This window comes from Nocardia sp. 149-1B, from assembly GCF_057747975.1.
This window is the reverse complement of sequence record NZ_CM173233.1, coordinates 64,053-85,511: the sequence shown is the minus strand read 5'-3', so window position 1 is coordinate 85,511 and position 21,459 is coordinate 64,053. Positions and strand designations below refer to the sequence as shown.

Genomic DNA, 21,459 nt, shown 5'->3' with positions numbered 1-21,459 from the left:
GACCGAACTTGCTCACACGTGGCGGCGCGACTGCACGACCCGGAAGCGGGGCGCGACGTACGCGCCGTCGGTGTAGGAGGCGTTCGCGGCCGGGTTGGCGCCGGTGCCGTGGAAGTCCGAGAACGCCGCGGACTGGTTCACGAACACCCCGCCGAGCAGGTTCTCCGAGAGGGCGACCCCGGCCTCGAGCGCGGCCTCGCGCACCTGGTCCACGACCGCCTCGGACGTGGAGTAGACCGCGGCCGTCATCGCGCCGTGCGCCAGCACCGTGTCGCGGAAGATCTCGATGGACTGCCCGGTGCCCTCGGTCTCGATCAGGTAGGCGACCGGGCCGAAGCACTCGGCCTCGTAGACGTCCACGTCGTCGGCGGTCAGCCCGACGATCGTGGGCGTGCGCACGACCGCGCCGTCGTACGCCGGGTGTTCGACCGTCCGGGACGCGACCAGCACGTGGCCGGACGCGGCCCTGTCCAGGCGCGCGAGCACGCCCTCGTTGACGATGCCCCCGAGCAGCTCGACGGCTCGCGCGTCGTCGCCGAGCAGCCGGTCGAGGGCCGCCCCGATGCCGGCGGCCACCTCGGCGGGGGTCTTCAGCCCGTCGTCGGTCGTGATCCCGGCAGCCGGCACGTAGACGTTCTGCGGCGCGGTGCACATCTGACCGGAGTAGAGCGAGAACGAGAACGCGAGGTTCTGGCACATCGCCGCGAAGTCGGAGGTGGAGTCGACCACCACCGTGTTGACCCCGGCCTTCTCGGTGAACACCACGGCCTGGCGGGCGTGGGCCTCGAGCCAGTCGCCGAACGCGTTGCCGCCGGTGAAGTCGACCAGCCGGACCTCCGGGCGCACGGCCAGCGTCGCGGCCAGGTGGTCGTCGGGGCCCTCCGCCGCCAGCGTCACCAGGCCCGGGTCGAAGCCGGCGCCGGCCAGCACCTCCCGGCACACCTGGACGGTGATCGCGAGGGGCAGCACGGCCGCAGGATGCGGCTTGACGACCACCGGGTTGCCGGTGACGAGCGAGGCGAACAGCCCGGGCCAGGAGTTCCAGGTCGGGAAGGTGTTGCACCCGATCACGAGCGCCACCCCGCGCGGCACCACGGTGAAGGTCTTCTCCATCCGCAGCGGCTCACCGCGGCCGGGCTTCTCCCAGACGGCGGTCGCGGGGACCCGGGTCATCTCGGTCCATGCGTAGGCGATCGCCTCCAGCGCCCGGTCGAGCGCGTGCGCCCCGCCGGCCTGGAAGGCCATCACGAACGCCTGCCCGCTCGTGTGCTGCACCGCGCCGGCCAGCTCGAAGATGCGCGTGTGAAGTTGGGAGAGGATCTCCAGGCACACCCCCGTTCGTCCGTCCGGGCCCGCGTCCCGCCATGCCCTCATGCCAGCACGCGCCGCCGACATCAGCGCGTCGACGTCCACAGCCCGCGGGTAGCCCACCTCGAGGTCGAAGCCGTACGGCGAGCGCTCGGTCGACACGGTGCCCTCCGCGCCCGGGGTCTCGAGCGGGAAGTCGCCGCCCAGCCAGGCCTCGAACGCCGCCTTCCCCTCGGCGGCCGCGGACTCGCCGTAGACGCGCGGAGACGGTGACTCGTCGAAGGCCGAGAAGTACTCCCGGCTCGCGCACGCGGCCACGGCGGCGTCGAGCCGCTCCCGGTGCCGCTCGAACAGGGCGCCCGACGAGGTCGGAGCGGTCGTCTCGGTCATGCGCTCTCCCGGGCGGGCTCGTGGCGGGGCATTTGTGACAGATCTCGCACACTGTGACACAGATCTGTCACAAGGCCGAGGGGCGACTACCCTCGTGGGCCATGAGGGTGCGTTGGATCGGGCTGACGCTTGCGCTCGCGCTGGTGGGCGCCGCCGCGGGCTACGGCCTGGGCACGCTCGACCAGCAGAGGCCGGCCTCGATCGCGCACGCCGAGCCGGTGCCGGCCGAGTCGCCGTCGATCCCCGTGGACCCGGCGCCGACGTTCGCGCCCGACGTGAGCTACCCGGCGTTGAGCACCGACCTCGACTACCGGGTGCGCAAGATCGGCGACCCGCCGTACTTCCAGTGGACCTACGAGGCCCCGCGGGGCTGGGCGCGCACGACGACGGACCAGCCGAACGAGTACCGGTGGCGGCCCCCGGACGAACCGACCGAGGGGGGCTACAGCCTGCGGGTCAAGCTCGTGACCGAGCGCCTGACCCCGCAGCAGATGGTCGACCAGAAGATCGCCGCGATCGAGTCGATCTACGACGTCGTCGAGGTCGTCGACCAGGACCAGGACGAGCTCTACTTCACCTACCGCGACGGCAACGACCGGCAGCGGCACAACATGTTCCGCTGGTTCACGGTGCCCGGCCAGACGGCCGCGACGTTCGAGATGAGCGTCGTCGGCCGCGGCGTCGACGTGCCCGGGCTCGAGGCCCTCATGGAGCACGTTGCGGTCAGCGTCCACAAGCTGCCCTGACGCCCGTGCGCGACACCGAGTCGTGAGGTCCGAGTAGGTTCGACGATGTGATCGAGCTCGAGGCCGGCCAGGAGATCGACCTGGCCACGGCGGACGGAACGCCCCTGACCCAGCTGCGGATGGGCGTGGGCTGGGACAAGGAACGCACCGCCGGCTTCATCGGCACCGGCGCCCCGGACATCGACCTGGACGCCTCGGCGGTGCAGTTCACGGGCGACCAGCTCTTCGATCTGGCGTTCTACAACAACCTCGCGACTCGCGACGGCTCGGTCATCCACCAAGGCGACAACTTGACCGGAAGCGGCGCGGGCGACGACGAGGCCATCACGGTCGACCTGACGAAGGTCTACGGCAAGGTCGACCAGGTCGTGTTCCTCGTCAGCAGCTACCAAGGACACTCGCTGGAGTGGGTCGCCCACGCCTACTGCCGCCTCGTGGCGGGCGATGGCGACCACGACACCGAGCTCGCCCGGTTCACGCTCACCGCCGGGGTGCCGGAGACCGGCCTGGCGATGGCGAAGATCTTCCGTTCCGGCGACGGCTGGCGGATGCGCGCGATCGGCCAGGGCATCAAGGTCACGGTCCCCACCCAGTCGGTCGACGCGCTGCGCCGGTTCCTCTAGCTAGGACCTCAGCGCCCCGAACCCGTGGGCCTCGACGGCGTCGAGCACGGCGTTGGCCGTGGCCCGGTCGGCGCTGCGCACCTGCACCCACAGCAACCGGTTGGCGGCCAGCTGCACCACGCGCTCGACGGTGATGCCACCGGGACACTTGGTGAAGAAGACCGTCCGGGTCGGCTTCCCGTCGTTGGTGTCCACCGGCTCCTGGGCCTCGCGACACTCCGGGTGCTGCGGCACGTGCTCGGGCAGCTTGTCGCCGGGCAGGATGCCGAGGAAGACGCCCTGCTCCGAGGACCCGACGTCCGTCCAGTCCGGGGAGGTGCCCACCGAGAGCGCGGGGAACTCCCCACCCCCGCCCGGCACCTTCCAGCCGCGGGGTGAGCGAGCCCGGTCCCAGTCGTCCGGCACCGTGACCGACAGCGTGCCGGTGCGGTCGGTGAGGGTCACCTGCGCGTCCCCGCGCTGCTCGACGGCGTACCCGGCGCCCATCCCGGCGGCCAGCGCCGCCACGCTGACGAGAGCGCCGAGGACCCGGCGTCCGGTGTGTCGCGGCGGCACCGGCTCGGCGAGCGGACGCGACGGCAGCAGCGGGCTCGGCCGCGCGCCGGGCTGGGTCAGGTCGGGGTCCAGGGGCAGCCAGGGGCGGGTGCGGTCCACCCCGGCGTCCGGCCCCAGTGAGTCGACCAGCGCGGCCGCGAGCGCCTCGACGTACGACGCCACGTCGGGCCAGCGGTCCTCGCGATCGACGGCCAGCCCCCGTCGCACGACCGCCTCGACGGACTTGGAGAACACCCGTTCGGGGGTCGAGAGCGGCGGCGGCTCGCCGGGCGCGGCGGCGGCGGACAGCGAGGCATGGGCGTACGGCGCCCGCCCGCTGAGCATCAGGTAGGTCAGGGCGGCCAGGGAGTACTGGTCCGCCCGCGGGTCGAGGGGCTCACCCTGTGCCTGCTCGGGGGCCACGAACGACGGCGTGCCGGCGATCATCGTCAGCCGCGAGGACATGTCGAGAGCCTTGCCCAGGCCCAGGTCGGCGACCATCGCCCGGACCTCGCTGCTGCCGGCGTCGTCGACGGTCCGGAACAGCACGTTGGCAGGCTTGACGTCGCGGTGCAGCACCCCGCGCACGTGCAGCGCCTGGAGCCCGGCGCCCACCTGGCGGACGACCTCGAGCGCCTGCCCCGGGGTGAGCCCGAGGATCTCGAGGCGGTCCGCGAGCGTGCCCTGGTCGGCGTACGACATCACCAGGTAGGGGCGGCCGTCGTCGAGCTCGCCGGCGTCGTAGACGCTGACGACGTACGGCGACTCGACCTTGCGCAGGAACCGCCCCTCCTCGAGGAAGCGCTGCCGGACCGCCTGGTCCTCGGTCCAGTTCTCCGCGAGCACCTTGACCGCGACCGGCGAGTCGAGCTGCTCGTCGTAGGCGAGCCACACCGTGGCGAAGCCACCCGACCCGATGCGCCGGCGGACGGCGTAGCGACCGAGGCGGGAGGGCATGGGCACGGGCCCATCATGCCCGAGTCGGGGTCGGACCCTGAGACCGCTCGGGGTCGGCTCAGGGACGCGGGGTGCCCCTTCCCCGATGCCGGCACCCCGCCTGCCGCACGAGGGTTGACCCATGATCACGGTCGACTCACTCACCAAGACGTACGGCGGGTTCACCGCCGTCGACGACGTCAGCTTCACCGCCCGGTCCGGGCGGGTCACCGGCTTCCTCGGCCCCAACGGCGCCGGGAAGTCCACCACGATGCGGATCATGGTCGGGCTCACGCCGGCGTCCTCCGGCACCGCGCAGGTCAGCGGCCGCCGGTACGCCGACCTGCCCAACCCCGGCCTCGAGGTCGGCGTCCTCCTCGACGCCTCCGCCCAGCACGCGGGCCGCACCGGCCGCGAGATCCTCACCATCGCCCAGCGCACCATGGGGCTCCCGCGGAGCCGGGTCGACGAGATGCTCGAGCTGGTCAGCCTCACGCCCGAGGAGGCGGGCCGCCGGGTCCGCAACTACTCCCTCGGCATGCGCCAGCGGCTCGGCATCGCCACCGCCCTGCTCGGCGACCCCGACGCACTGATCCTCGACGAGCCCGCGAACGGTCTCGACCCGGCCGGCATCCGCTGGATGCGCGACCTGCTGCGCGGCTACGCCGACCAGGGCGGCACCGTCCTGCTCTCCTCGCACCTCCTCCACGAGATCGAGGTGATCGCCGACGACCTCGTGGTGATCGGCCAGGGCCGGATCGTCGCCCAGGGCACCAAGGCCGAGCTGCTCGCGTCCGCAGGCACGCTCGTGCGCACTCCCGACGTACGACGGCTGGCGCACGCGCTGGTCGACGCGGGCATCGACTTCACCGACAGCGCCGCGAGCGGCACCCACGACGCTCTCCGCGTCGACGCCGAGGCCGGACTGGTCGGCCAGGTCGCGCTGCGAGCCGGCGTGCCGCTGGTCGAGCTGCGCCCCGCCGACGGCGCCGGCCTCGAGGAGATGTTCCTCGATCTCACCGCGGACACCCAGCGCGACGACACCTCAGAAGGAGCAGCAGCATGACCACCCTGACCCTCGAGCACGAGGACGAGCACGTCCGCACCGGACGCGCGGCCCCGGCACCGATCCCGTTGTCGCGGGTCGTCGCCGTCGAGCTGCGCAAGTCCTTCGACACCCGCTCGGGCTTCTGGCTGCTGGCGAGCATCGGGATCATGTCGGTCCTGGCCACCGGCGCCGTGATCCTGTTCGCACCCGACGACGAGCTGACCTACGAGACGTTCGCCACCGCGTTCGGCTTCCCGATGTCGGTGATCCTGCCGATGATCGCGATCTTGTCGGTCACCAGCGAGTGGAGCCAGCGCAACGGGCTGACGTCGTTCACCCTGGTGCCCCACCGCGGCCGCGTGATCGGCGCCAAGGCGCTCGTGGCGCTCGGCGTCGGCGTGGTGTCGATGGCCCTGGCCGGCGCGATCGGCGCCGCCGGCAACGTCGTCGGTACGGCGATCACCGGCACCGACACCGTCTGGAACGTATCGGTCACGGAGTTCGCCTACATCGTGCTCGCCAACATCATCGGGATGATGACCGGCTTCATGCTCGGGGTGCTGATCCGCAACTCGGCCGGGGCGATCGTCATGTACTTCGTCCTCACGATGGTGGTGCCGACCATCACCTCGCTGCTCGCAGAAGCCCAGGACTGGTTCGCCAACATCCAGGGCTGGGTCGACTTCAACTACACCCAGAGCGCCCTGTTCGACGGCTCGCTGTCCGCCCACCAGTGGGCGCAGCTCGGGGTCACCGGCCTGGCCTGGCTCCTGCTCCCGCTCGCGTTCGGCCTCTGGACCGTGCTCCGCTCCGAGGTCAAGTAACGACTCGATCACCCTTCCCCGTCGCTTGGATAGTGTTCAGGCAACGGGGAAGGGTGTCTGCGTGATGACTGAAGCACTGACGGCTGACGAGATCGACGAGCTCGCCCGAAGGGCGCAGTCCGGCGACCGCGACGCACTCGAGGCGCTGCTCGCCGCCGTGCGCCCGCGGGCGCTCAACGTCTGCCGGGGCGTGCTGCCCCACCTGGCCGATGCGGAGGACGCCTGCCAGGAGGCGTTGATCAACATCTCGAACAAGATCGGCTCCTGGGGTGGGCGCGGCCGGTTCACCACGTGGATGCACGTGGTGGCGGTCAACTCCGCCCGCTCGACGTACCGCCGCCTGAAGAACCAGGCCACGGCCACCGATCCGCTCGACCACGGACCGCTCGACAAGCCCGACCCGCGCACGACGAGCGTCATCGCGGGCACCCGTCTCGACCTGCTCGAGGCGATGGAGATCATCGAGAAGGACCACCCGCAGTTCGTCGAGCCGCTGCTGCTGCGCGACGTCTATGGCATGTCGTACGAGGAGATCGCCGAGCTCGTCGGCGCCCCGCTCGGCACGATCAAGGCCCAGATCCACCACGGCCGGCGGCTGGCGCGGCCACTGCTGCGGAGCAGCGAATGACCGAGCTGCGGAGCAGCGAATGACAGAGCGGCGCAGCGCCGAATGAGAAGCGCGGCCGCCCTCCTCGTGTGCGCCCTGCTGCTGGCGGGTTGCACCTCCGAGGAGGACCGGCCGCCCGCGCCCACCCCGCAGTCCTCACCGACGCCGACCTCGTACACACCGGCGAGCGCGGCCGCCGGCTACAGCACGCCGGTCGAGGACGGCGTCTATCCGCAGGTCGGCGACCCCGGCGTCGACGCCCTGCACTACGACCTCCAGCTCACCTGGACGCCGAGCACCCGCACGCTCGACGCGGTCGAGACGATCGAGCTGCGGTCCACCGAGGCCGCCGACCACCTGCAGCTCGACCTGGCCGCGCCCCTGACGGTGCACCGCCTCACCCTCGACGGCCGGAGGGCGAGGTTCGAGCACGACGGCAAGGACCTCGTGGTCGACGCGACCGTGCGTCCCGACCAGCACCACACGCTCCGGCTTCGCTACTCCGGCCGGCCGCGCCCGGTGCCCGCACCCGTGCAGCGCTCCGACTTCAGCACGATCGGCTGGACGGTGACCCGGGACGGCGGCAGCTGGACCATGCAGGAGCCGTACGGCGCCTTCACCTGGTACGCCGTCAACGACCAGCCCTCCGACAAGGCGCTCTACGACTTCACGCTGCGCGTCCCGGCACCGTTCGTCGGCGTCGCGAACGGTGACCTGCTCGACCGCTCGCGATCCGAGGGCGACACGGTGACCCGCTGGCGGCTCGACGAGCCTGCGTCGTCGTACCTCATCACGGTCGCGTTCGGCGACTTCACGATGACCAGCGACCGGTCGGCGTCGGGCGTGCCGATCACCTACTGGACGCCCCCCGGCCGGCCCGACCTGCTGCGGCGGGTGCGACGCACCCCGCAGGCGCTGGCCTGGGTCGAGGACAAGCTCGGTCCCTACCCGTTCGGGTCGCTCGGCATCGTGGTCGTCGACTCCGAGAGCGGCATGGAGACCCAGACCATGATCACGCTCGGCGACACCCGTGCCGCGACCTCGCCGGAGGTCCTGGTCCACGAGATCGCGCACCAGTGGTACGGCGACGAGGTCACCCCGGTCGACTGGCGCGACGTGTGGATGAACGAGGGCATGGCGACCTACCTCCAGGGCGTCTGGTCGGCCGAGCGCCACGACGAGCCGGTGTCGACGGTGATGGACGAGTGGCAGGCCCGCGAGCCCGAGATGCGGGCCGCGGCCGGGCCTCCGGCCGCCTACCACCCCGACTCGTTCGCCTCCGGCAACGTCTACTACGGGCCGGCGCTGATGTGGGACGACCTGCGGCAGCGGTTCGGGGACGGGGACTTCTGGCGACTGGTCGCCGCCTGGCCCCACGTCTACGCGGACGGCAACGCCGACTACAACCACATCACCACCTGGTGGACGGAGCAGACCGGCGACGACCTGTCCGCGTTCTTCAACGCCTGGCTGCTGGGCGAGAAGTCACCCAAGCGCTGATCTCTGCCCCGATCTCTGCCCTGGGCAGAACCCCTTGCCCCGCGGGCCCGCGGCCGCCACGGTGGTCAGCGTGAAGCTCCTCGTGCTGGGTGGGTCCGTCTTCCTCTCCCGGGCCGTCGCCGCGGAGGCCGTACGCCGCGGCCACGACGTCACGTGCGCCAACCGCGGCACCTCGGGGGCCGTGCCCGCCGGCGCCGGCCTGGTCGTGTGGGACCGGGGCGAGACACCGCCGGATGCGATCACCGGCACGGCGTACGACGCGGTGGTCGACGTGGCCCGGATGCCGTCGTGGGTCCGCAGCGCGGTGGCGTCGTTGCCCAGCGCGCACTGGGTGTTCGTCTCGACGGTCAGCGTCTATGCCGACGAGTCGACGCCCGGCGGCCGCCCCGGCACCTTGCCGTTGCACGAGCCGATCACCGACGACCGCGACCTCGCGACCGATCCCGAGGCCTACGGGCCGATGAAGGTCGCGTGCGAGCAGACGGTGCGCGACCGAGCCGCGTCGTGGACCGTGATCAGGCCGGGGCTGATCGTGGGGCCCGGCGACCCGACGGGGCGCTTCAGCTACTGGCCCGCGCGGTTGGCCTGGGGCGGCGAGGCGCTCGGCCCCGGCCGGCCCGAGGACGCGACCCAGGTCATCGACGTGCGCGACCTCGCCGCGTGGATCGTGACCGCGGCCGAGGAGCGCACCGGCGGGGACTACGACGCCGTCGGCGAGGTGCTGTCGATGCGCGAGGTGCTCGAGCAGGTTGCAGCCGGGTGCGGAGTCGAGCCCGAGCTGACCTGGGTGCCGCAGGACTTCCTGACCGAGCAGGGCGTCGAGCCGTGGACCGGACCCGAGTCGGTGCCGCTGTGGCTCCCCCGCCCGGAGTACGACGGCATGTGCGCCCACGACCCGGAGCCGTCGCTGGCCGTGGGGCTGGTGCTGCGGCCGCTCGCCGAGACCGCCCGCGACACCCTGGCGTGGCTGCGCGCCACTCCAGGAGCGACCGTGACCGGCATCAGCCGGGAGCGGGAGGCCGAGGTGCTGGCGGCCTGGCGGGCATCAGGCCGGTAGGACCGGCGTACCGAACCGCCCGGCGTACGCCACCTCGGCCAGCGGCCGCCGCACCCGCGGGATCAGGTCGCTGGTGACGGCCCGGCCCACTGCGACACCCGTGGTCACCGACCAGTGCGGTGGCACGTCGCACGCGGCGGCGAGACCCGCGTGGTCGAACGCCGCGAACTGGTGGGTCGACAGGCCCAGGGCGGCGGCCTGGACGGTGAGGTGCGCGACCGCCTGGCCGAGGTCGTAGGCCGCGTAGTCGGAGTACAGCAACGCGTCGTCCTCGGGCCCGGACGCCACCTGGTGCAGGGCGAACACCAGCACCGACGCGGCAGGCGCCCAGCGGCGCACGCTCGGCGCGAGCAGCGGCACGAAGGCCTCGTGGGCCGCGTCGCCGCGCCGGCCGACCAGGAACGCCCACGGCTGGGAGTTGCCCGCGGACGGCGCCCAGCGGGCCGCCTCGAGCAACGTCGCCAGCTCGTCGTCGCCCACCTGGTGCGCGTCGTCGTACTCCTTCACGCTCCGGCGCTCGCTCAGGAGCGGGTGGAGCGCGGGCGGCTCGAGGGGGTCCACGCAGGTCCGAGCCCGCGGACGCGGCCCCGTATTCCCGTACCCTGCGCGGGTGACCGCGCCGACGCCTGCCCGACTCTCGGCCACCGAGCTGCTCGACCTCGTGCTCGACGAGGGCTCCTGGATCTCCTGGGACACCCCGCCGGACCGCGCGGGCGTCTCGGCGGAGTACGCCGCCGTGCTGGCCGCGGCCGCCGAGAAGAGCGGCGTCGACGAGTCCGTGCTCACCGGCGAGGGCCTCATGCACGGGCGCCGGGTGGCGGTGGTGATGGGCGAGTTCGCGTTCCTCGCGGGCTCCATCGGGCGCGCGGCCGCCGACCGGCTCGTCACCTCCATCGAGCGGGCCACCCGCGAGGGCCTGCCACTGCTCGCCGGGCCGGTGAGCGGCGGCACCCGGATGCAGGAGGGCACGCCGGCGTTCGTCCAGATGGTCCGGATCACCGAGGCGGTGGCCGCGCACAAGGAGGCCGGCCTGCCGTACCTCGTCTACCTGCGGCACCCGACGACCGGCGGCGTGATGGCGTCGTGGGGGTCGCTCGGCCACGTGACGGTCGCGGAACCCGGGTCGCTGCTGGGGTTCCTGGGCCCGCGGGTCTACTCGACGCTGTACGGCAAGGAGTTCCCCGAGGGCGTGCAGACAGCGGAGAACCTCTACGCCCGCGGCATCATCGACGCCGTACTCGCCCCGCACGAGATCGCCGAGATCCTCGACCGCGCGCTGTCGATCCTGCTGGCGCCGCGGCAAGGTATCGCCGCCGTCGCCCCGCCCCCGGCCGACCACTTCTACGCCGGCTCGCCGGACGTCGACACCTGGGACGCGGTGCTGCGCTCGCGGCGCGAGGACCGCCCGGGGATCCGCCGGCTGCTGCGGTACGCCGCCACCGACGTCGTCCCCCTCAACGGCACCGGCCAGGGCGAGCGCGATCCCGGCCTGCTGGTCGGACTGGCGAGGTTCGGCCAGGCGCCGTGCGTGTTCCTCGGCCAGGACCGCCGCGGCCAGACCCGCGAGCGGCCGATGGGCCCCGAGGCGCTGCGCGAGGCCCGCCGCGGCATGCGGCTCGCCTCCGACCTCGGGCTGCCGCTGGTCACGGTCATCGACACCCAGGGTGCGGCCCTGTCGCCGGACGCCGAGAACGGCGGGCTCGCCGGTGAGATCGCCCGCTGCCTCTCCGACCTGGTGACGCTCGATGCCCCCACCCTGTGCCTGATGCTCGGCGAGGGCAACGGCGGCGGAGCGCTGGCGTTCCTGCCCGCCGACCGCGTGGTCGCGGCCCAGCACGCGTGGCTCTCACCGCTCCCGCCCGAGGGCGCGTCCGCGATCGTGCACCGCGACGTCGCGCACGCCCCGGAGATGGCTCGCGCCCAGCAGGTCCGCGCGATCGACCTGCACGCCCGCGGCATCGTCGATCTGGTCGTCGCCGAACGGCCCGACGCCGCGGACGAGCCCGAGGCGTTCTGCCAGCGGGTCGGCGCCGTCCTCGAGCACGAGCTGGCCGCCCTGCTCGCCCACGGCCCCGGCTCCCCCGCCTCCCGCGCCCGCCGCTACGCCTGACGCCGGCCGCCCGCCCGCTTGTAACGCTCCTTTATTGCCCCTACGAGCCGGCCGTCTGAGCGCGACCTGCGGGACATAAAGGAGCGTTACAAGCGTGAGGAGGGCGGCCTCCCCCGACGAGCCGCCCGTCGTCTACGCTCCGAGCACTGTGCTGCTGACGTCACCCTGATCGACCTGACCGGTCACGTGCCACGACGAGCCTCTGCGCGCTCGTCCCGTCTTGCCTGCCCCGCTCCGGGGCACCGGCCCCCTGACCTGCCGGCCTGCTGACCGCGAACACCCTCAGACAGGACAGAGACTGTGACCACCTATCTCATCACCGGCGCCACCGGTACCCTCGGCGGGCTGGCCGCGCGGGAGCTCCAGAGCATCGACCCCACAGCCGACATCACCGCGTTGGCGCGGCCCGGATCGGACACGGACCGCCTGGTCGGTGACGGCATCGCCATCCGTCGCGGCGACTTCGACGACCCGCCCAGCCTGCGCTCGGCCTGCCAGGGCATCGAGCGGGTCCTGCTGGTCTCGAGCCCCGTGCTCGACCCGGCGATCCGGGCCCGGCAACACCGCGCCCTCCTCGAGGCAGCGTCCGCAGCCGAGGTCGCCCACCTCGTCTACACCAGCTTCCTCGGCGCCGACCACGACCCCGGGCACCTGGCGACCGAACAGGCACTGGCCGAGGGCGCGACGAGCTGGGCGGCGCTCCGCAACGGCCTCTACACCGAGCCGTTCGTCCAACGCGCCTGGCAGGAGGCGGTCTCGACCGGCGTGATCCGTTCCGCCACGCGCGGACACGCCCTGCGGACGGCGTCGGTCCGCGACCTCGCGGCAGCGGCCGCCCGGGCGCTCACGGACCCGCGTCCCCGCACGACGACGAGCCTCAACGGAGCGCCGTGGACCTATGACGACCTCGCTCGCCGCATCGGCGCCCGGCTCGGCCGGCCGATCGACCACCGAGGAGTCGACGACGCCGAGCTGGGAGCGCTCGGCCCGCTGCACGCCCTGTTCCGCGCCGGGCTGTTCACCCAGTCCCCCGACGCCCTGACCGAGCTGATCGGCCGCCCGCAGCTCACCCTCACCGAGGTCCTGGAGGCCATCGCGGCCTGACCACCCCACCGCTTGTAACGCTCCTTTATTGCCCTCGCCGGGCGCCGGTCGAGCGTGGCCGCGAGGACATAAAGGAGCGTTACAAGCGTGGACGTCGGCGAAGACTAGAACGCGTTACAGTCCGGTCCATGAAGACGTACGTCGTGAGCGGGGCAGCGTCGGGCATCGGGGCGGCGACCGCGGGGATGCTGCGCGAACAGGGGCACCGGGTGATCGGGGTCGATCGGACCCCGACCGAGGGGGTCGACGTCATCGCCGACCTGTCGACGCCGGGCGGTCGCGCCGAGGCGGTGGCCGGCGTACGCGCGCTCACCGACCGGGTGCACGGCCTCGTGCCGGCGGCGGGCATCGCCGGACACACCGGCGTCCCCTCGCCGCTGGTCATCTCGGTGAACTACTTCGGCGCGATCGCGCTGGTGACCGGCCTGCACGCCGAGCTGACCGCCGGCGCGGCCCAGGGCGGCTCGGGCGTCGTGCTGCTCGCCTCCAACTCCATCACGGGCATGCCCGGTTGGAACGCCCCGGTCGCCCAGGCCTGCCTGCGTGACGACGAGGCGCTGGCGCGCGAGGAGGCCGGCAAGGTCGACTCGGTGATGGTGTACCCCTCGACCAAGGCGGCACTGGCCTGGTGGGCCCGCCGCGAGGGCGTCAAGCCGGAGTGGGCGGGAGCCGGGATCCGGCTGAACTCCGTGGCCCCCGGCGCCACCGAGACCCCGATGGTCGCGGAGATGCGCGCCGACCCGGTCTTCGGGCCGGCGATCGACTCCTACCCGACCGCGATCGGCCGCACCTGCCGACCGGAGGAGGTGGCCGCCACGATCTGCTTCCTGCTCTCCGAGGGGGCGGCGAGCATCGTCGGCGCGGTGCTGTTCATCGACGGCGGCACCGACGCGATGCTGCACCCGATCGCCCCGCAGGGGTGGGAGGTCTCCGGCATCGAGCCGTAGTGCCGCCGCACTAGGCTGCTGGACATGCGCGTCGCCCTGGTGCTCGGCTCCGGCGGGGCCCGCGGCTACGCGCACATCGGCGCGATCGACGAGCTCGAGGCACGCGGCCACGAGATCGTCGCGGTCGCCGGCTCGTCGATGGGCGCGCTCGTGGGCGGCCTGTACGCCGCCGGCGTGCTCGACCAGTTCACCGCCTGGGCGCGCACGCTGACCTCGAGCGGCGTGGTGCGGCTGCTGGACCCCAAGTGGGCCGGCGGCGGGGCGATCGGGGCCGTGCGCATCTTCGCCGAGGTCGAGCAGATCGTCGGTGACCGGCTGATCGAGGACCTGCCGATCCCGTTCACCGCCGTCGCCACCGACCTGCGCGCTCGCCGCGAGGTGTGGTTCCAGCGCGGACCGCTGGTCTCCGCGGTGCGTGCGTCGATCGCGATCCCCGGGGTCATCACCCCGGTCGTGATGAACGGCCGGCTGCTCGCCGACGGTGGCCTGATGAACCCGGTGCCGATCGAGCCCACCGCCGCGAGCGCCGCCGACCTCACCGTCGCGATCTCGCTCTCGGGCGACCGCAGCGCGCAGGAGCAGAGCTCGCCGGCCCGCGAACCCGCCGAGCCCACCTGGCGCGACGCTCTCGTGGAGCGGGTGCGGCGTACGGTCGGGCGCGAGAAGGAGCCGCCGGACCCCCTCGAGGAGCTGCGGATCTCCGACGTCGTGGGTCTGTCGATGGACGCGATGCAGGGTCTGGTCACCCGCTACCGGATGGCCGGCCTGCCGCCGGACGTGCTGGTCACCGTGCCCTCGGGCGCCGCCCGCTCGCTGGAGTTCCACCGGGCCGCGGAGATGATCGAGCTCGGCCGGACGCTGACGGCCGAGGCGCTCGACGCGGCGGGCCGCTAGCCCTCACCAGCGGTTGCGGGCCTCCTCGGCCCACCCGACCAACCCGTCCAACGGCACCCGCTCGCCGTCGTCGGTGGCCGCCCATCCCGACCAGTGCCCGAAGCACTGGTGGGTCTCGTTGGCGACCACGCCGAGGTTGGTCTTGTCGACCCGCTCGTGGAACGGCGTCACCGTGGCGTCGAGCCGCGGCCCGTGGATCCGCCAGGGCCGCATCCAGTCGGAGCGGTCGTAGTCCCAGATCAGCTCCTCGCCGATCTTGTGGGTCCGCCCCTCGACGAACAGAGCGTTCTCGGTCGAGCCGGTGCCGTCGGTCCACTTCCCGCCGAGGGTGATGCCGACCCGGTCGGAGGACCCCGCGGCCCAGTTCCACGTGATCGAGTAGGGCCACTTGCCGCGACCGTGGTCGAGGACCGCCCAGCCCTCGGTGACGTCGTACGCCGTCCCGTCGAGCGTGACCCGCCCGGTGACGGGCCGGGACACGTCCTTGACGGTGTACTGGAACCGCCGGCCGCTCCACGGCACGACGACCCCGAGGCACTCACCACCGGCACCGACGGCCAGGTCGACCTCGATGCCGGGGGCTCTGACCCGCACCGCGCCCCCGTCGAGCTCGATCCGCAGCTTGCCGGCCTCGACGAGCGCCCGGCCACCGACGCCGGCCGGCAACGAGACCCCTCGGGCCAGCGGCGGAACCTCGTCGTGCGACCACGTCCGGCCGGTCTCGCGGTCCAGCACCCACACCGAGCACACCCCGGCGTAGTCGAGCGAGGACGCCACCACCCCCAGGCACAGCTGCGGGGTCACGACGCCCCAGTACTCCCACCGCTTCGCGCGTCCCCACCTGCGCAGGTTCGCCCGGTGCAGCGGCGTGCGCGACCACCCCACCGCGTCCGGGTTCAGCCGCCCGTTCGGCAGGCACAGGTCGACGGGCTCGGTGATCTCACGCTCGGGCACGGATGAGTTCTACACGCCGATGCCGACCCGGCCCTCGCAAGCTCGGGCCGGGCGGTGCTCAGAAGAGGAGCGCGGTGGCGGGGTCCTCGAGGATCCCGGCCACGTCGGCGAGGAAGCGGGAGCCCTTCTCGCCGTCGATGTGGCGGTGGTCGAAGGACAGCGCGAGGGTCGTGACGTCGCGGGCCACGATCTCGCCGGTGGCCTCGTCGACCCACGGCTGCTTCTTGATCGCGCCGAAGCACAGGATCGCCGACTCCCCGGGGTTGATGATCGGCGTGCCCGCATCGACGCCGAACACGCCGACGTTGGTGATCGTGAACGTGCCGCCGCTCATCTCGGCCGGCTGGGTCTTGCCGGCCCGAGCGGTGTCCACGAGCTCGCCGAGGGCGCCGGCCAGCTCGACCAGCGACAGCGCGTGGGCGTCCTTGATGTTCGGCACCACCAACCCACGGGGGGTGGCAGCGGCGATGCCGAGGTGCACGTACTCCTTGTAGACGACCTCCTGCCTGGCCTCGTCCCACCAGGAGTTGATGTCCGGGGTGCGCCGCATCGCGAGCATCACCGCGCGGGCGAGCACCAGCAGCGGCGAGACCTTCACCTCGCGGAGCTCGCGGCGACCCTTGAGCCGCTCGACGAGCTCCATCGTGCGGGTCACGTCGACGGTGACCCACTCGGTGACGTGCGGCGCGGTGAAGGCGGACTGCACCATCGCGCCGGCCATCATCTTGCGCACGCCCTTGATGGGCTCGCGAGTCTCGCCGCCCTGCGGCGTCAGCGAGCTCGGCGCGTAGTTCGCGTACTGGCGCTGGCCGCCGGTGTTCACCGCAGCCTGCACGTCGTCCCGCGAGACCGTGCCGTTGGGCCCGGTCGGCGTCAGCGTCGAGATGTCGACGTCGAGGTCCTTGGCGAGCTTGCGCACCGGCGGCTTCGCCAGCGTGCGTACGGCGGCAGGCTCGGCCACCGCAGCAGACGCGGGAGCCGACGCGGGAGCAGGTGCCGGGGCGGCCGGCGCCGGCTCGTCGGCCTCGACCAGCGGCGAGGCACCGCCCTCGAAGGCGGCCTGGGCCTGCATGTGCGCGGCCATCGCACCGGAGGCGACCCGTCGGGCGCGGCGGATCGGGCCACGGTCGGCCTTGTTGCGCCCGACCAGGCTCTCCCCCTCGCCACCCCCGGACGCCGCCGGGTTGGACAGGTCGATCTCGCCGGGCCCGTCGTCGGCCGCCGGAGCGGCGGACGCCTCCGCCTCGTCGCCGATCGCGATGATCGGGGTGCCGACCGGGATCAGCTCGCCCTCGGCGACCAGGATCGCGCTGACGGTGCCGGCGTACGGCGAGGGCAGCTCGACGATCGACTTCGCGGTCTCGATCTCGACCACGATCTGGTTGATCTCCACCACGTCACCCACGGCGACGTGCCACTTCACGATCTCCGCCTCGGTCAGGCCTTCGCCGACGTCGGGCAGCTTGTACTCGGCCACGCGGGCCTCCTTCAGAACTCGAGCGAGCGGTCGACGGCGTCCAGCACCCGGTCGAGGTCGGGGAGGTAGTCCTCCTCGATCCGGGACGCCGGGTAGGGCGTGTCGAACGCGCCGACCCGCAGCACCGGTGCCTCGAGGGAGTAGAAGCACTGCTCGGTGATCCGGGCGGCGAGCTCGGCGCCCACGCCCAGGTTCACGTGCGCCTCGTGGACGGTGACGACGCGCCCGGTGCGGCGTACGGACTCATAGACCGGTGCCATGTCGAGCGGCGAGAGCGTGCGCAGGTCGATGACCTCGAGCGACTTGCCCTCGGTCGCGGCCGCCTCGGCCGCGGCCATCGCGGTCTTCACGGTCGGCCCGTAGGCGAGCACGGTGACGTCGCCGCCGCGCCGCGCGACCCGCGAGGTGAACAGCGGCTGGGGCGTGGCGCTCTCGTCGAGCTCGGCCTTGTCGGCGTGGTACTGGCGCTTGGGCTCCAGGAAGATCACCGGGTCGTCACACGCGATGGCCTGCTGGATCATCCAGTAGCCGTCGACCGGGTTGGAGCAGGCGACCACCTTGAGGCCGGGCGTGTGCGCGAACTGCGCCTCCGGGCTCTCGCTGTGGTGCTCGACCGCGCCGATGCCGCCGCCGAACGGGATCCGGATCACCATCGGCATCCGGGTCTTGCCCTGACTGCGGAACGTCATCTTCGCGACCTGGCAGACGATCTGGTCGTACGCCGGGTAGACGAACCCGTCGAACTGGATCTCGACCACCGGGCGGTAGCCGCGCAGCGCGAGCCCCACGGCGGTGCCGACGATGCCGGACTCGGCCAGCGGCGAGTCGATGACCCGGTCCTCACCGAAGTCCTTCTGCAGCCCGTCGGTGATCCGGAAGACGCCGCCCAGCTTGCCGACGTCCTCGCCCATGAGCAGGACTTTGGGGTCGTCCTCCATCGCCTTGCGCAGCCCCATGTTGAGGCCCTTGGCGAGGGTGATCTTCTGGGTCTTCTCGCTCATCAGTGCGCCCCCTCGAACGACTCCAGGTAGGCCGCGAACGTCTCCCGCTGGGCCTCGAGCTCCTCGGTGATCTCGGTGTAGACGTGGTCGAAGATGCTCAGCGGTGCCGGGTCGGGCAGCGCCTTGCAGCCCTCGCGGAGCCGCACACCGAGGTCGGCGGCCTCCTGCTGGACGTCGGCGAAGAAGTCGTCGCCCGCGACGCCGTTGCGCCGCAGGTAGGCCTCCACCCGCGCGATCGGGTCCTTGAGCTTCCAGCGTTCGAGGTCGTCGGAGAGCCGGTAGCGGGTCGGGTCGTCGGTGGTGGTGTGCGCACCCATCCGGTAGGTGTAGGCCTCGACGAACGTCGGGCCCTGCCCGTCGCGAGCCCGGTTGAGCGCGGCCTGGGTGACGGCGTACGTCGCGAGCACGTCGTTGCCGTCGACGCGGACGCCGGGGAAACCGAAGCCCAGAGCCCGCTGGTAGAGCGGGATCCGGCTCTGGCGCTCGAACGGCTCGGAGATCGCCCACTGGTTGTTCTGGCAGAAGAACACCACGGGGGCGTTGTAGGACGCCGCGAACACGAACGCCTCGTTGACGTCGCCCTGCGAGGACGCGCCGTCGCCGAAGTGGGCGACGACCGCGGCGTCGCGGTCGGGGTCACCGGTGCCGACGACCCCGTCGCGCTGCATGCCCATGGCGTAGCCGGTGGCGTGCAGGGTCTGCGCGCCGATCACGATCGTGTAGAGACCGAAGTTGTTCTCCTTCGGGTCCCACGAGCCCTGGTCGACCCCGCGGAACAGGCCGAGCAGGTCGAGCGGGTCGACTCCGCGACACCAGGCGACGCCGTGCTCGCGGTAGGTCGGGAAGACGAAGTCCTGGGGGCGCAGCGCGCGGCCGGCGCCGATCTGCGCGGCCTCCTGGCCGAGCAGCTGGGCCCAGATGCCGAGCTCGCCGTGCCGCTGGAGCGCGGTCGCCTCGGTGTCGATGCGGCGGGTGAGCACCATGTCGCGGTAGAAGCCGAGGATGGCGTCGTCACCCAGGTCGAAGGTGAAGTCAGGGTGCTCGACCCGCTCGCCCTCGGGGGTGAGCAGCTGGACGAGCTCGGGTCCGCCGTCGAGGTGCGAGGGCCCGAAGACCTCGGCGAGATCGGGGCCGAAGCCGGGCGTGCTGCCAGGGTTGGCCCCTGATGCCTGCTGGGTCACGTGCGCTCCTTCGAGTCGTCGGCGGTACGGGGTCTCCGCGTGCCGAGGCCGGTCGCTGATGGTGGCTGGCGGTTCGCTCCGGACGCGGGGCGCGGGGGTGGTGCGCCCTGTGACCCGGAACACAATCGTGCCTGCCCAACCTACCCGTGCCATTGTCGGCGCCGCCAATCCCTCCGGGGTGGTTCAGTGCACCTCGCCGAGGTCCTCGTGCTCGCGGTGCGTCACCGGCTCGACCTGGAACGTCGAGTGCCGCAGGTCGAAGTGCTCGGCGCTGCACTCGCAGAGCCGGTCGAGCACCCCGCCGACCCCGAGCTCGGCGAGGACCTCCTGGGTGACGGTCACGTGGGCCGAGAGGCTGGGCATCCCGCTGGTGATCGTCCAGGCGTGGAGGTCGTGCACGTCGACCACCCCGGGCATCTCGAGCAGGTGGCGGCGTACGTCGTCGAGGTCCAGGCCCGGGGGAGCGACCTCGAGCAGGATCGAGGCCGACTCCCGCAGCAGCACCAGGGAGCGCGGCAGGATCAGCACGGCGATCACCAACGAGGCGATCGCGTCGGCCCGGTCGAAGCCCCAGATCCAGATGACCGCGCCGGCGAGCACCGCCAGGATCGAGCCGACCAGGTCGGCGAACACCTCGTTGAGGGCCCCGCGGAGGTTGAGCGACCCGGTGTCGGAGCGGTTGAGGATCGCCAACGATGCGGCGTTCGCGACCAGGCCGACCAACGCGAACCCGACCATCGGTCCGGCGTCGACCGACTCCGGTTCGGCGAGCCGGGAGATGCCGGCCCAGGCCAGGTAGCCGCAGACGACCAGCAGCACCAGCGCGTTGACCAGCGCGGCCAGGATCTCGGCCCGGTGCAGGCCGAACGTCGACCGCGGCCCGCCGCCACGGGAGGCGACGTACGACGCCCCCAGCGCCAGCACGACGGAGGCGGCGTCGGTGGCCATGTGGCCGGCGTCGGCGAACAGCGCGAGCGAGCCGGTGAGCAGCGCACCGGCCACCTCGACCGCCATCACGACGAACGTGACCGCGAGCACGATGCGCAGTCGGCCGCGGTCCTCCGCGCGTCCCGCTGCGTGGTCGTGGTCGTGCCCCATGGCCCCATTGTGTCAACTGCGCAGGTTTCGCTGCGAGGCGCCGATCCTCGGGTCATCCTGTCGGCTCACGACAGGGCGCGGACGTCTGGTGGGGGCACATGGGTCGGGGGATGCGGGCAGCGTGGGCTGCCCTCGTGGTGGCGCTGGCGGCGGGCACGCTGGTGACCGGGACGCAGGCCGCCGACGCGAACGGCGCACGCCTGCGAGGACCTGTCCAACGGATCGCGCCCGTCCTCCACACCGAGGACTTCGCCGACCCGTCGGTGGTCTCGATCGCCGGCGGCTACCTGGCGATCTCCACCGGCTGGCGCGCACCACGGGCCCTGGCCCGGACACCGCGCGGACCGTGGCGGCCGATCAGCGCGGCGCTGCCCGTGCTCCCCCGCTGGGTGCGCTCCCCCTCGATCTGGGCCTCCGACCTGGTCCACGGCCCCCGGGGCTGGCTGCTGTACTACTCGGCCGTCGCGCACGGGCAGAGCCGTCGCTGCATCGGGGTCGCCACGGCCCGGCAGCCGCTCGACACGTTCCGGCCCGTGGGCCGGCACCCGCTGGTGTGCCCCGCGCGCGGCGCGATCGACCCGTCCGCGTTCACGCGGGCCGACGGCGCGCGCTACCTGTTGTTCAAGACCCAGGGCAACCCGGCCTCGATCCAGCTGCTGCGGCTGTCCCGCGACGGCCGGCACCGCGGCCACCGCGCACGACCGCGCGTCCTGCTGCGCAGCCGGCACACGATCGAGAACCCGGTGATCGTGCGCCACGGCCGGCACCTGGTGATGTTCACGTCCGAGGGCTACTTCGGCAGCTGCTCCTACGAGACCACCTGGCGCCGGTCGCACAGCCTGTACCGGTGGGGCCGGGCGGCCGCGCACCCGCTGCTGCGCCGTACCAACACCGGGATCTGCGGCCCGGGCGGCGCCGACGTGCTCACCGCGGGCCGCGCCGCCCCGGTGGTGTACTTCCACGGCTGGACCTGCGGCCACGGCCGCCGACCGTGCCCGGCGCGGTTCCACCTGGGCCGGGCGGACCGGCCCTACGCCCGCCGGGTCATGTACGCCGCCCACCTGCGCTGGCACCAGGGCAAGCCCCGCGTGTGGGGGTTCGCGCACCGACGCTGACCGAG

The 21,459-nt window shown here is 72.7% G+C and carries 20 protein-coding genes; 12 read left to right on the top strand and 8 right to left on the bottom strand.

Annotation, left to right across the window (positions count from 1 at the left end):
- Nucleotides 1–12: 12 nt before the first annotated feature.
- Nucleotides 13–1,698, bottom strand: coding sequence for a phenylacetic acid degradation protein PaaN (gene paaN, locus AC3ANS_RS00385; protein ID WP_488294201.1), 1,686 nt, complete (start codon nt 1,696–1,698; stop codon nt 13–15).
- Between the two features lie 101 nt (nt 1,699–1,799).
- Here paaN and AC3ANS_RS00380 point away from each other — a divergent pair, with 101 nt between their 5' ends.
- Both AC3ANS_RS00380 and AC3ANS_RS00375 read left to right on the top strand, forming a co-directional pair.
- Nucleotides 1,800–2,444 carry a hypothetical protein gene (locus tag AC3ANS_RS00380; protein ID WP_488294200.1) on the top strand — a complete coding sequence of 215 codons (645 nt, stop codon included), beginning with the start codon at nt 1,800–1,802 and terminating at the stop codon, nt 2,442–2,444.
- Between the two features lie 47 nt (nt 2,445–2,491).
- Nucleotides 2,492–3,067 (top strand): TerD family protein, encoded by a 576-nt coding sequence (locus AC3ANS_RS00375; protein ID WP_488294199.1) that lies wholly within the window; start codon nt 2,492–2,494, stop codon nt 3,065–3,067.
- Here the strand turns inward: AC3ANS_RS00375 and AC3ANS_RS00370 are convergent, their stop codons facing one another.
- Nucleotides 3,068–4,558 (bottom strand): serine/threonine-protein kinase, encoded by a 1,491-nt coding sequence (locus AC3ANS_RS00370; protein ID WP_488296568.1) that lies wholly within the window; start codon nt 4,556–4,558, stop codon nt 3,068–3,070.
- Between the two features lie 121 nt (nt 4,559–4,679).
- Here AC3ANS_RS00370 and AC3ANS_RS00365 point away from each other — a divergent pair, with 121 nt between their 5' ends.
- From AC3ANS_RS00365 to AC3ANS_RS00345, 5 genes are all read left to right on the top strand, one after another.
- Nucleotides 4,680–5,603 (top strand): ABC transporter ATP-binding protein, encoded by a 924-nt coding sequence (locus tag AC3ANS_RS00365; RefSeq protein WP_488294198.1) that lies wholly within the window; start codon nt 4,680–4,682, stop codon nt 5,601–5,603.
- Nucleotides 5,600–6,409, top strand: coding sequence for an ABC transporter permease (locus tag AC3ANS_RS00360; RefSeq protein ID WP_488294197.1), 810 nt, complete (start codon nt 5,600–5,602; stop codon nt 6,407–6,409). Before AC3ANS_RS00365 ends, AC3ANS_RS00360 begins: the two co-directional genes overlap by 4 nt.
- A gap of 64 nt (nt 6,410–6,473) precedes the next feature.
- Nucleotides 6,474–7,037, top strand: coding sequence for an RNA polymerase sigma factor (locus tag AC3ANS_RS00355; RefSeq protein ID WP_488294196.1), 564 nt, complete (start codon nt 6,474–6,476; stop codon nt 7,035–7,037).
- 42 nt (nt 7,038–7,079) lie between these two features.
- Nucleotides 7,080–8,516, top strand: a complete 1,437-nt coding sequence (locus AC3ANS_RS00350) for a M1 family metallopeptidase (RefSeq protein ID WP_488294195.1) — start codon at nt 7,080–7,082, stop codon at nt 8,514–8,516.
- A 70-nt stretch (nt 8,517–8,586) separates the two neighbouring features.
- On the top strand, nt 8,587–9,573 hold the full coding sequence (locus AC3ANS_RS00345; RefSeq protein ID WP_488294194.1) for an NAD-dependent epimerase/dehydratase family protein: 987 nt from the start codon (nt 8,587–8,589) through the stop codon (nt 9,571–9,573).
- Here the strand turns inward: AC3ANS_RS00345 and AC3ANS_RS00340 are convergent.
- On the bottom strand, nt 9,562–10,134 hold the full coding sequence (locus tag AC3ANS_RS00340; RefSeq protein WP_488294193.1) for a nitroreductase family protein: 573 nt from the start codon (nt 10,132–10,134) through the stop codon (nt 9,562–9,564). The genes AC3ANS_RS00345 and AC3ANS_RS00340 overlap by 12 nt on opposite strands.
- A gap of 49 nt (nt 10,135–10,183) precedes the next feature.
- On the opposite strand from AC3ANS_RS00340, the gene AC3ANS_RS00335 reads away from it, so the two are divergent.
- From AC3ANS_RS00335 to AC3ANS_RS00320, 4 genes are all read left to right on the top strand, one after another.
- Nucleotides 10,184–11,683, top strand: coding sequence for a carboxyl transferase domain-containing protein (locus AC3ANS_RS00335; RefSeq protein WP_488294192.1), 1,500 nt, complete (start codon nt 10,184–10,186; stop codon nt 11,681–11,683).
- A gap of 300 nt (nt 11,684–11,983) precedes the next feature.
- Nucleotides 11,984–12,787 carry an NAD(P)H-binding protein gene (locus tag AC3ANS_RS00330; RefSeq protein WP_488294191.1) on the top strand — a complete coding sequence of 268 codons (804 nt, stop codon included), beginning with the start codon at nt 11,984–11,986 and terminating at the stop codon, nt 12,785–12,787.
- Nucleotides 12,788–12,915: 128 nt separating this feature from the next.
- Nucleotides 12,916–13,734 (top strand): SDR family oxidoreductase, encoded by an 819-nt coding sequence (locus tag AC3ANS_RS00325; protein WP_488294190.1) that lies wholly within the window; start codon nt 12,916–12,918, stop codon nt 13,732–13,734.
- 24 nt (nt 13,735–13,758) lie between these two features.
- Entirely contained in the window at nt 13,759–14,628 is an 870-nt protein-coding gene (locus AC3ANS_RS00320) for a patatin-like phospholipase family protein (protein WP_488294189.1), read from the top strand.
- Nucleotides 14,629–14,631: 3 nt separating this feature from the next.
- Here AC3ANS_RS00320 and AC3ANS_RS00315 read toward each other — a convergent pair whose 3' ends face one another.
- From AC3ANS_RS00315 to AC3ANS_RS00295, 5 genes are all read right to left on the bottom strand, one after another.
- Nucleotides 14,632–15,582 carry a DUF2804 domain-containing protein gene (locus tag AC3ANS_RS00315; protein ID WP_488294188.1) on the bottom strand — a complete coding sequence of 317 codons (951 nt, stop codon included), beginning with the start codon at nt 15,580–15,582 and terminating at the stop codon, nt 14,632–14,634.
- Between the two features lie 58 nt (nt 15,583–15,640).
- Nucleotides 15,641–17,059 carry a dihydrolipoamide acetyltransferase family protein gene (locus AC3ANS_RS00310; RefSeq protein ID WP_488294187.1) on the bottom strand — a complete coding sequence of 473 codons (1,419 nt, stop codon included), beginning with the start codon at nt 17,057–17,059 and terminating at the stop codon, nt 15,641–15,643.
- 11 nt (nt 17,060–17,070) lie between these two features.
- Nucleotides 17,071–18,060 carry an alpha-ketoacid dehydrogenase subunit beta gene (locus AC3ANS_RS00305; RefSeq protein WP_488294186.1) on the bottom strand — a complete coding sequence of 330 codons (990 nt, stop codon included), beginning with the start codon at nt 18,058–18,060 and terminating at the stop codon, nt 17,071–17,073.
- Complete coding sequence (pdhA, locus tag AC3ANS_RS00300; RefSeq protein ID WP_488296567.1) at nt 18,060–19,130, bottom strand: pyruvate dehydrogenase (acetyl-transferring) E1 component subunit alpha; 1,071 nt, start codon at nt 19,128–19,130, stop codon at nt 18,060–18,062. Before pdhA ends, AC3ANS_RS00305 begins: the two co-directional genes overlap by 1 nt.
- Before the next feature lie 294 nt (nt 19,131–19,424).
- On the bottom strand, nt 19,425–20,339 hold the full coding sequence (locus tag AC3ANS_RS00295; protein ID WP_488294185.1) for a cation diffusion facilitator family transporter: 915 nt from the start codon (nt 20,337–20,339) through the stop codon (nt 19,425–19,427).
- A gap of 110 nt (nt 20,340–20,449) precedes the next feature.
- On the opposite strand from AC3ANS_RS00295, the gene AC3ANS_RS00290 reads away from it, so the two are divergent.
- Complete coding sequence (locus AC3ANS_RS00290) at nt 20,450–21,454, top strand: glycoside hydrolase family 43 protein (protein WP_488294184.1); 1,005 nt, start codon at nt 20,450–20,452, stop codon at nt 21,452–21,454.
- The last annotated feature ends 5 nt before the right edge of the window (nt 21,455–21,459 follow it).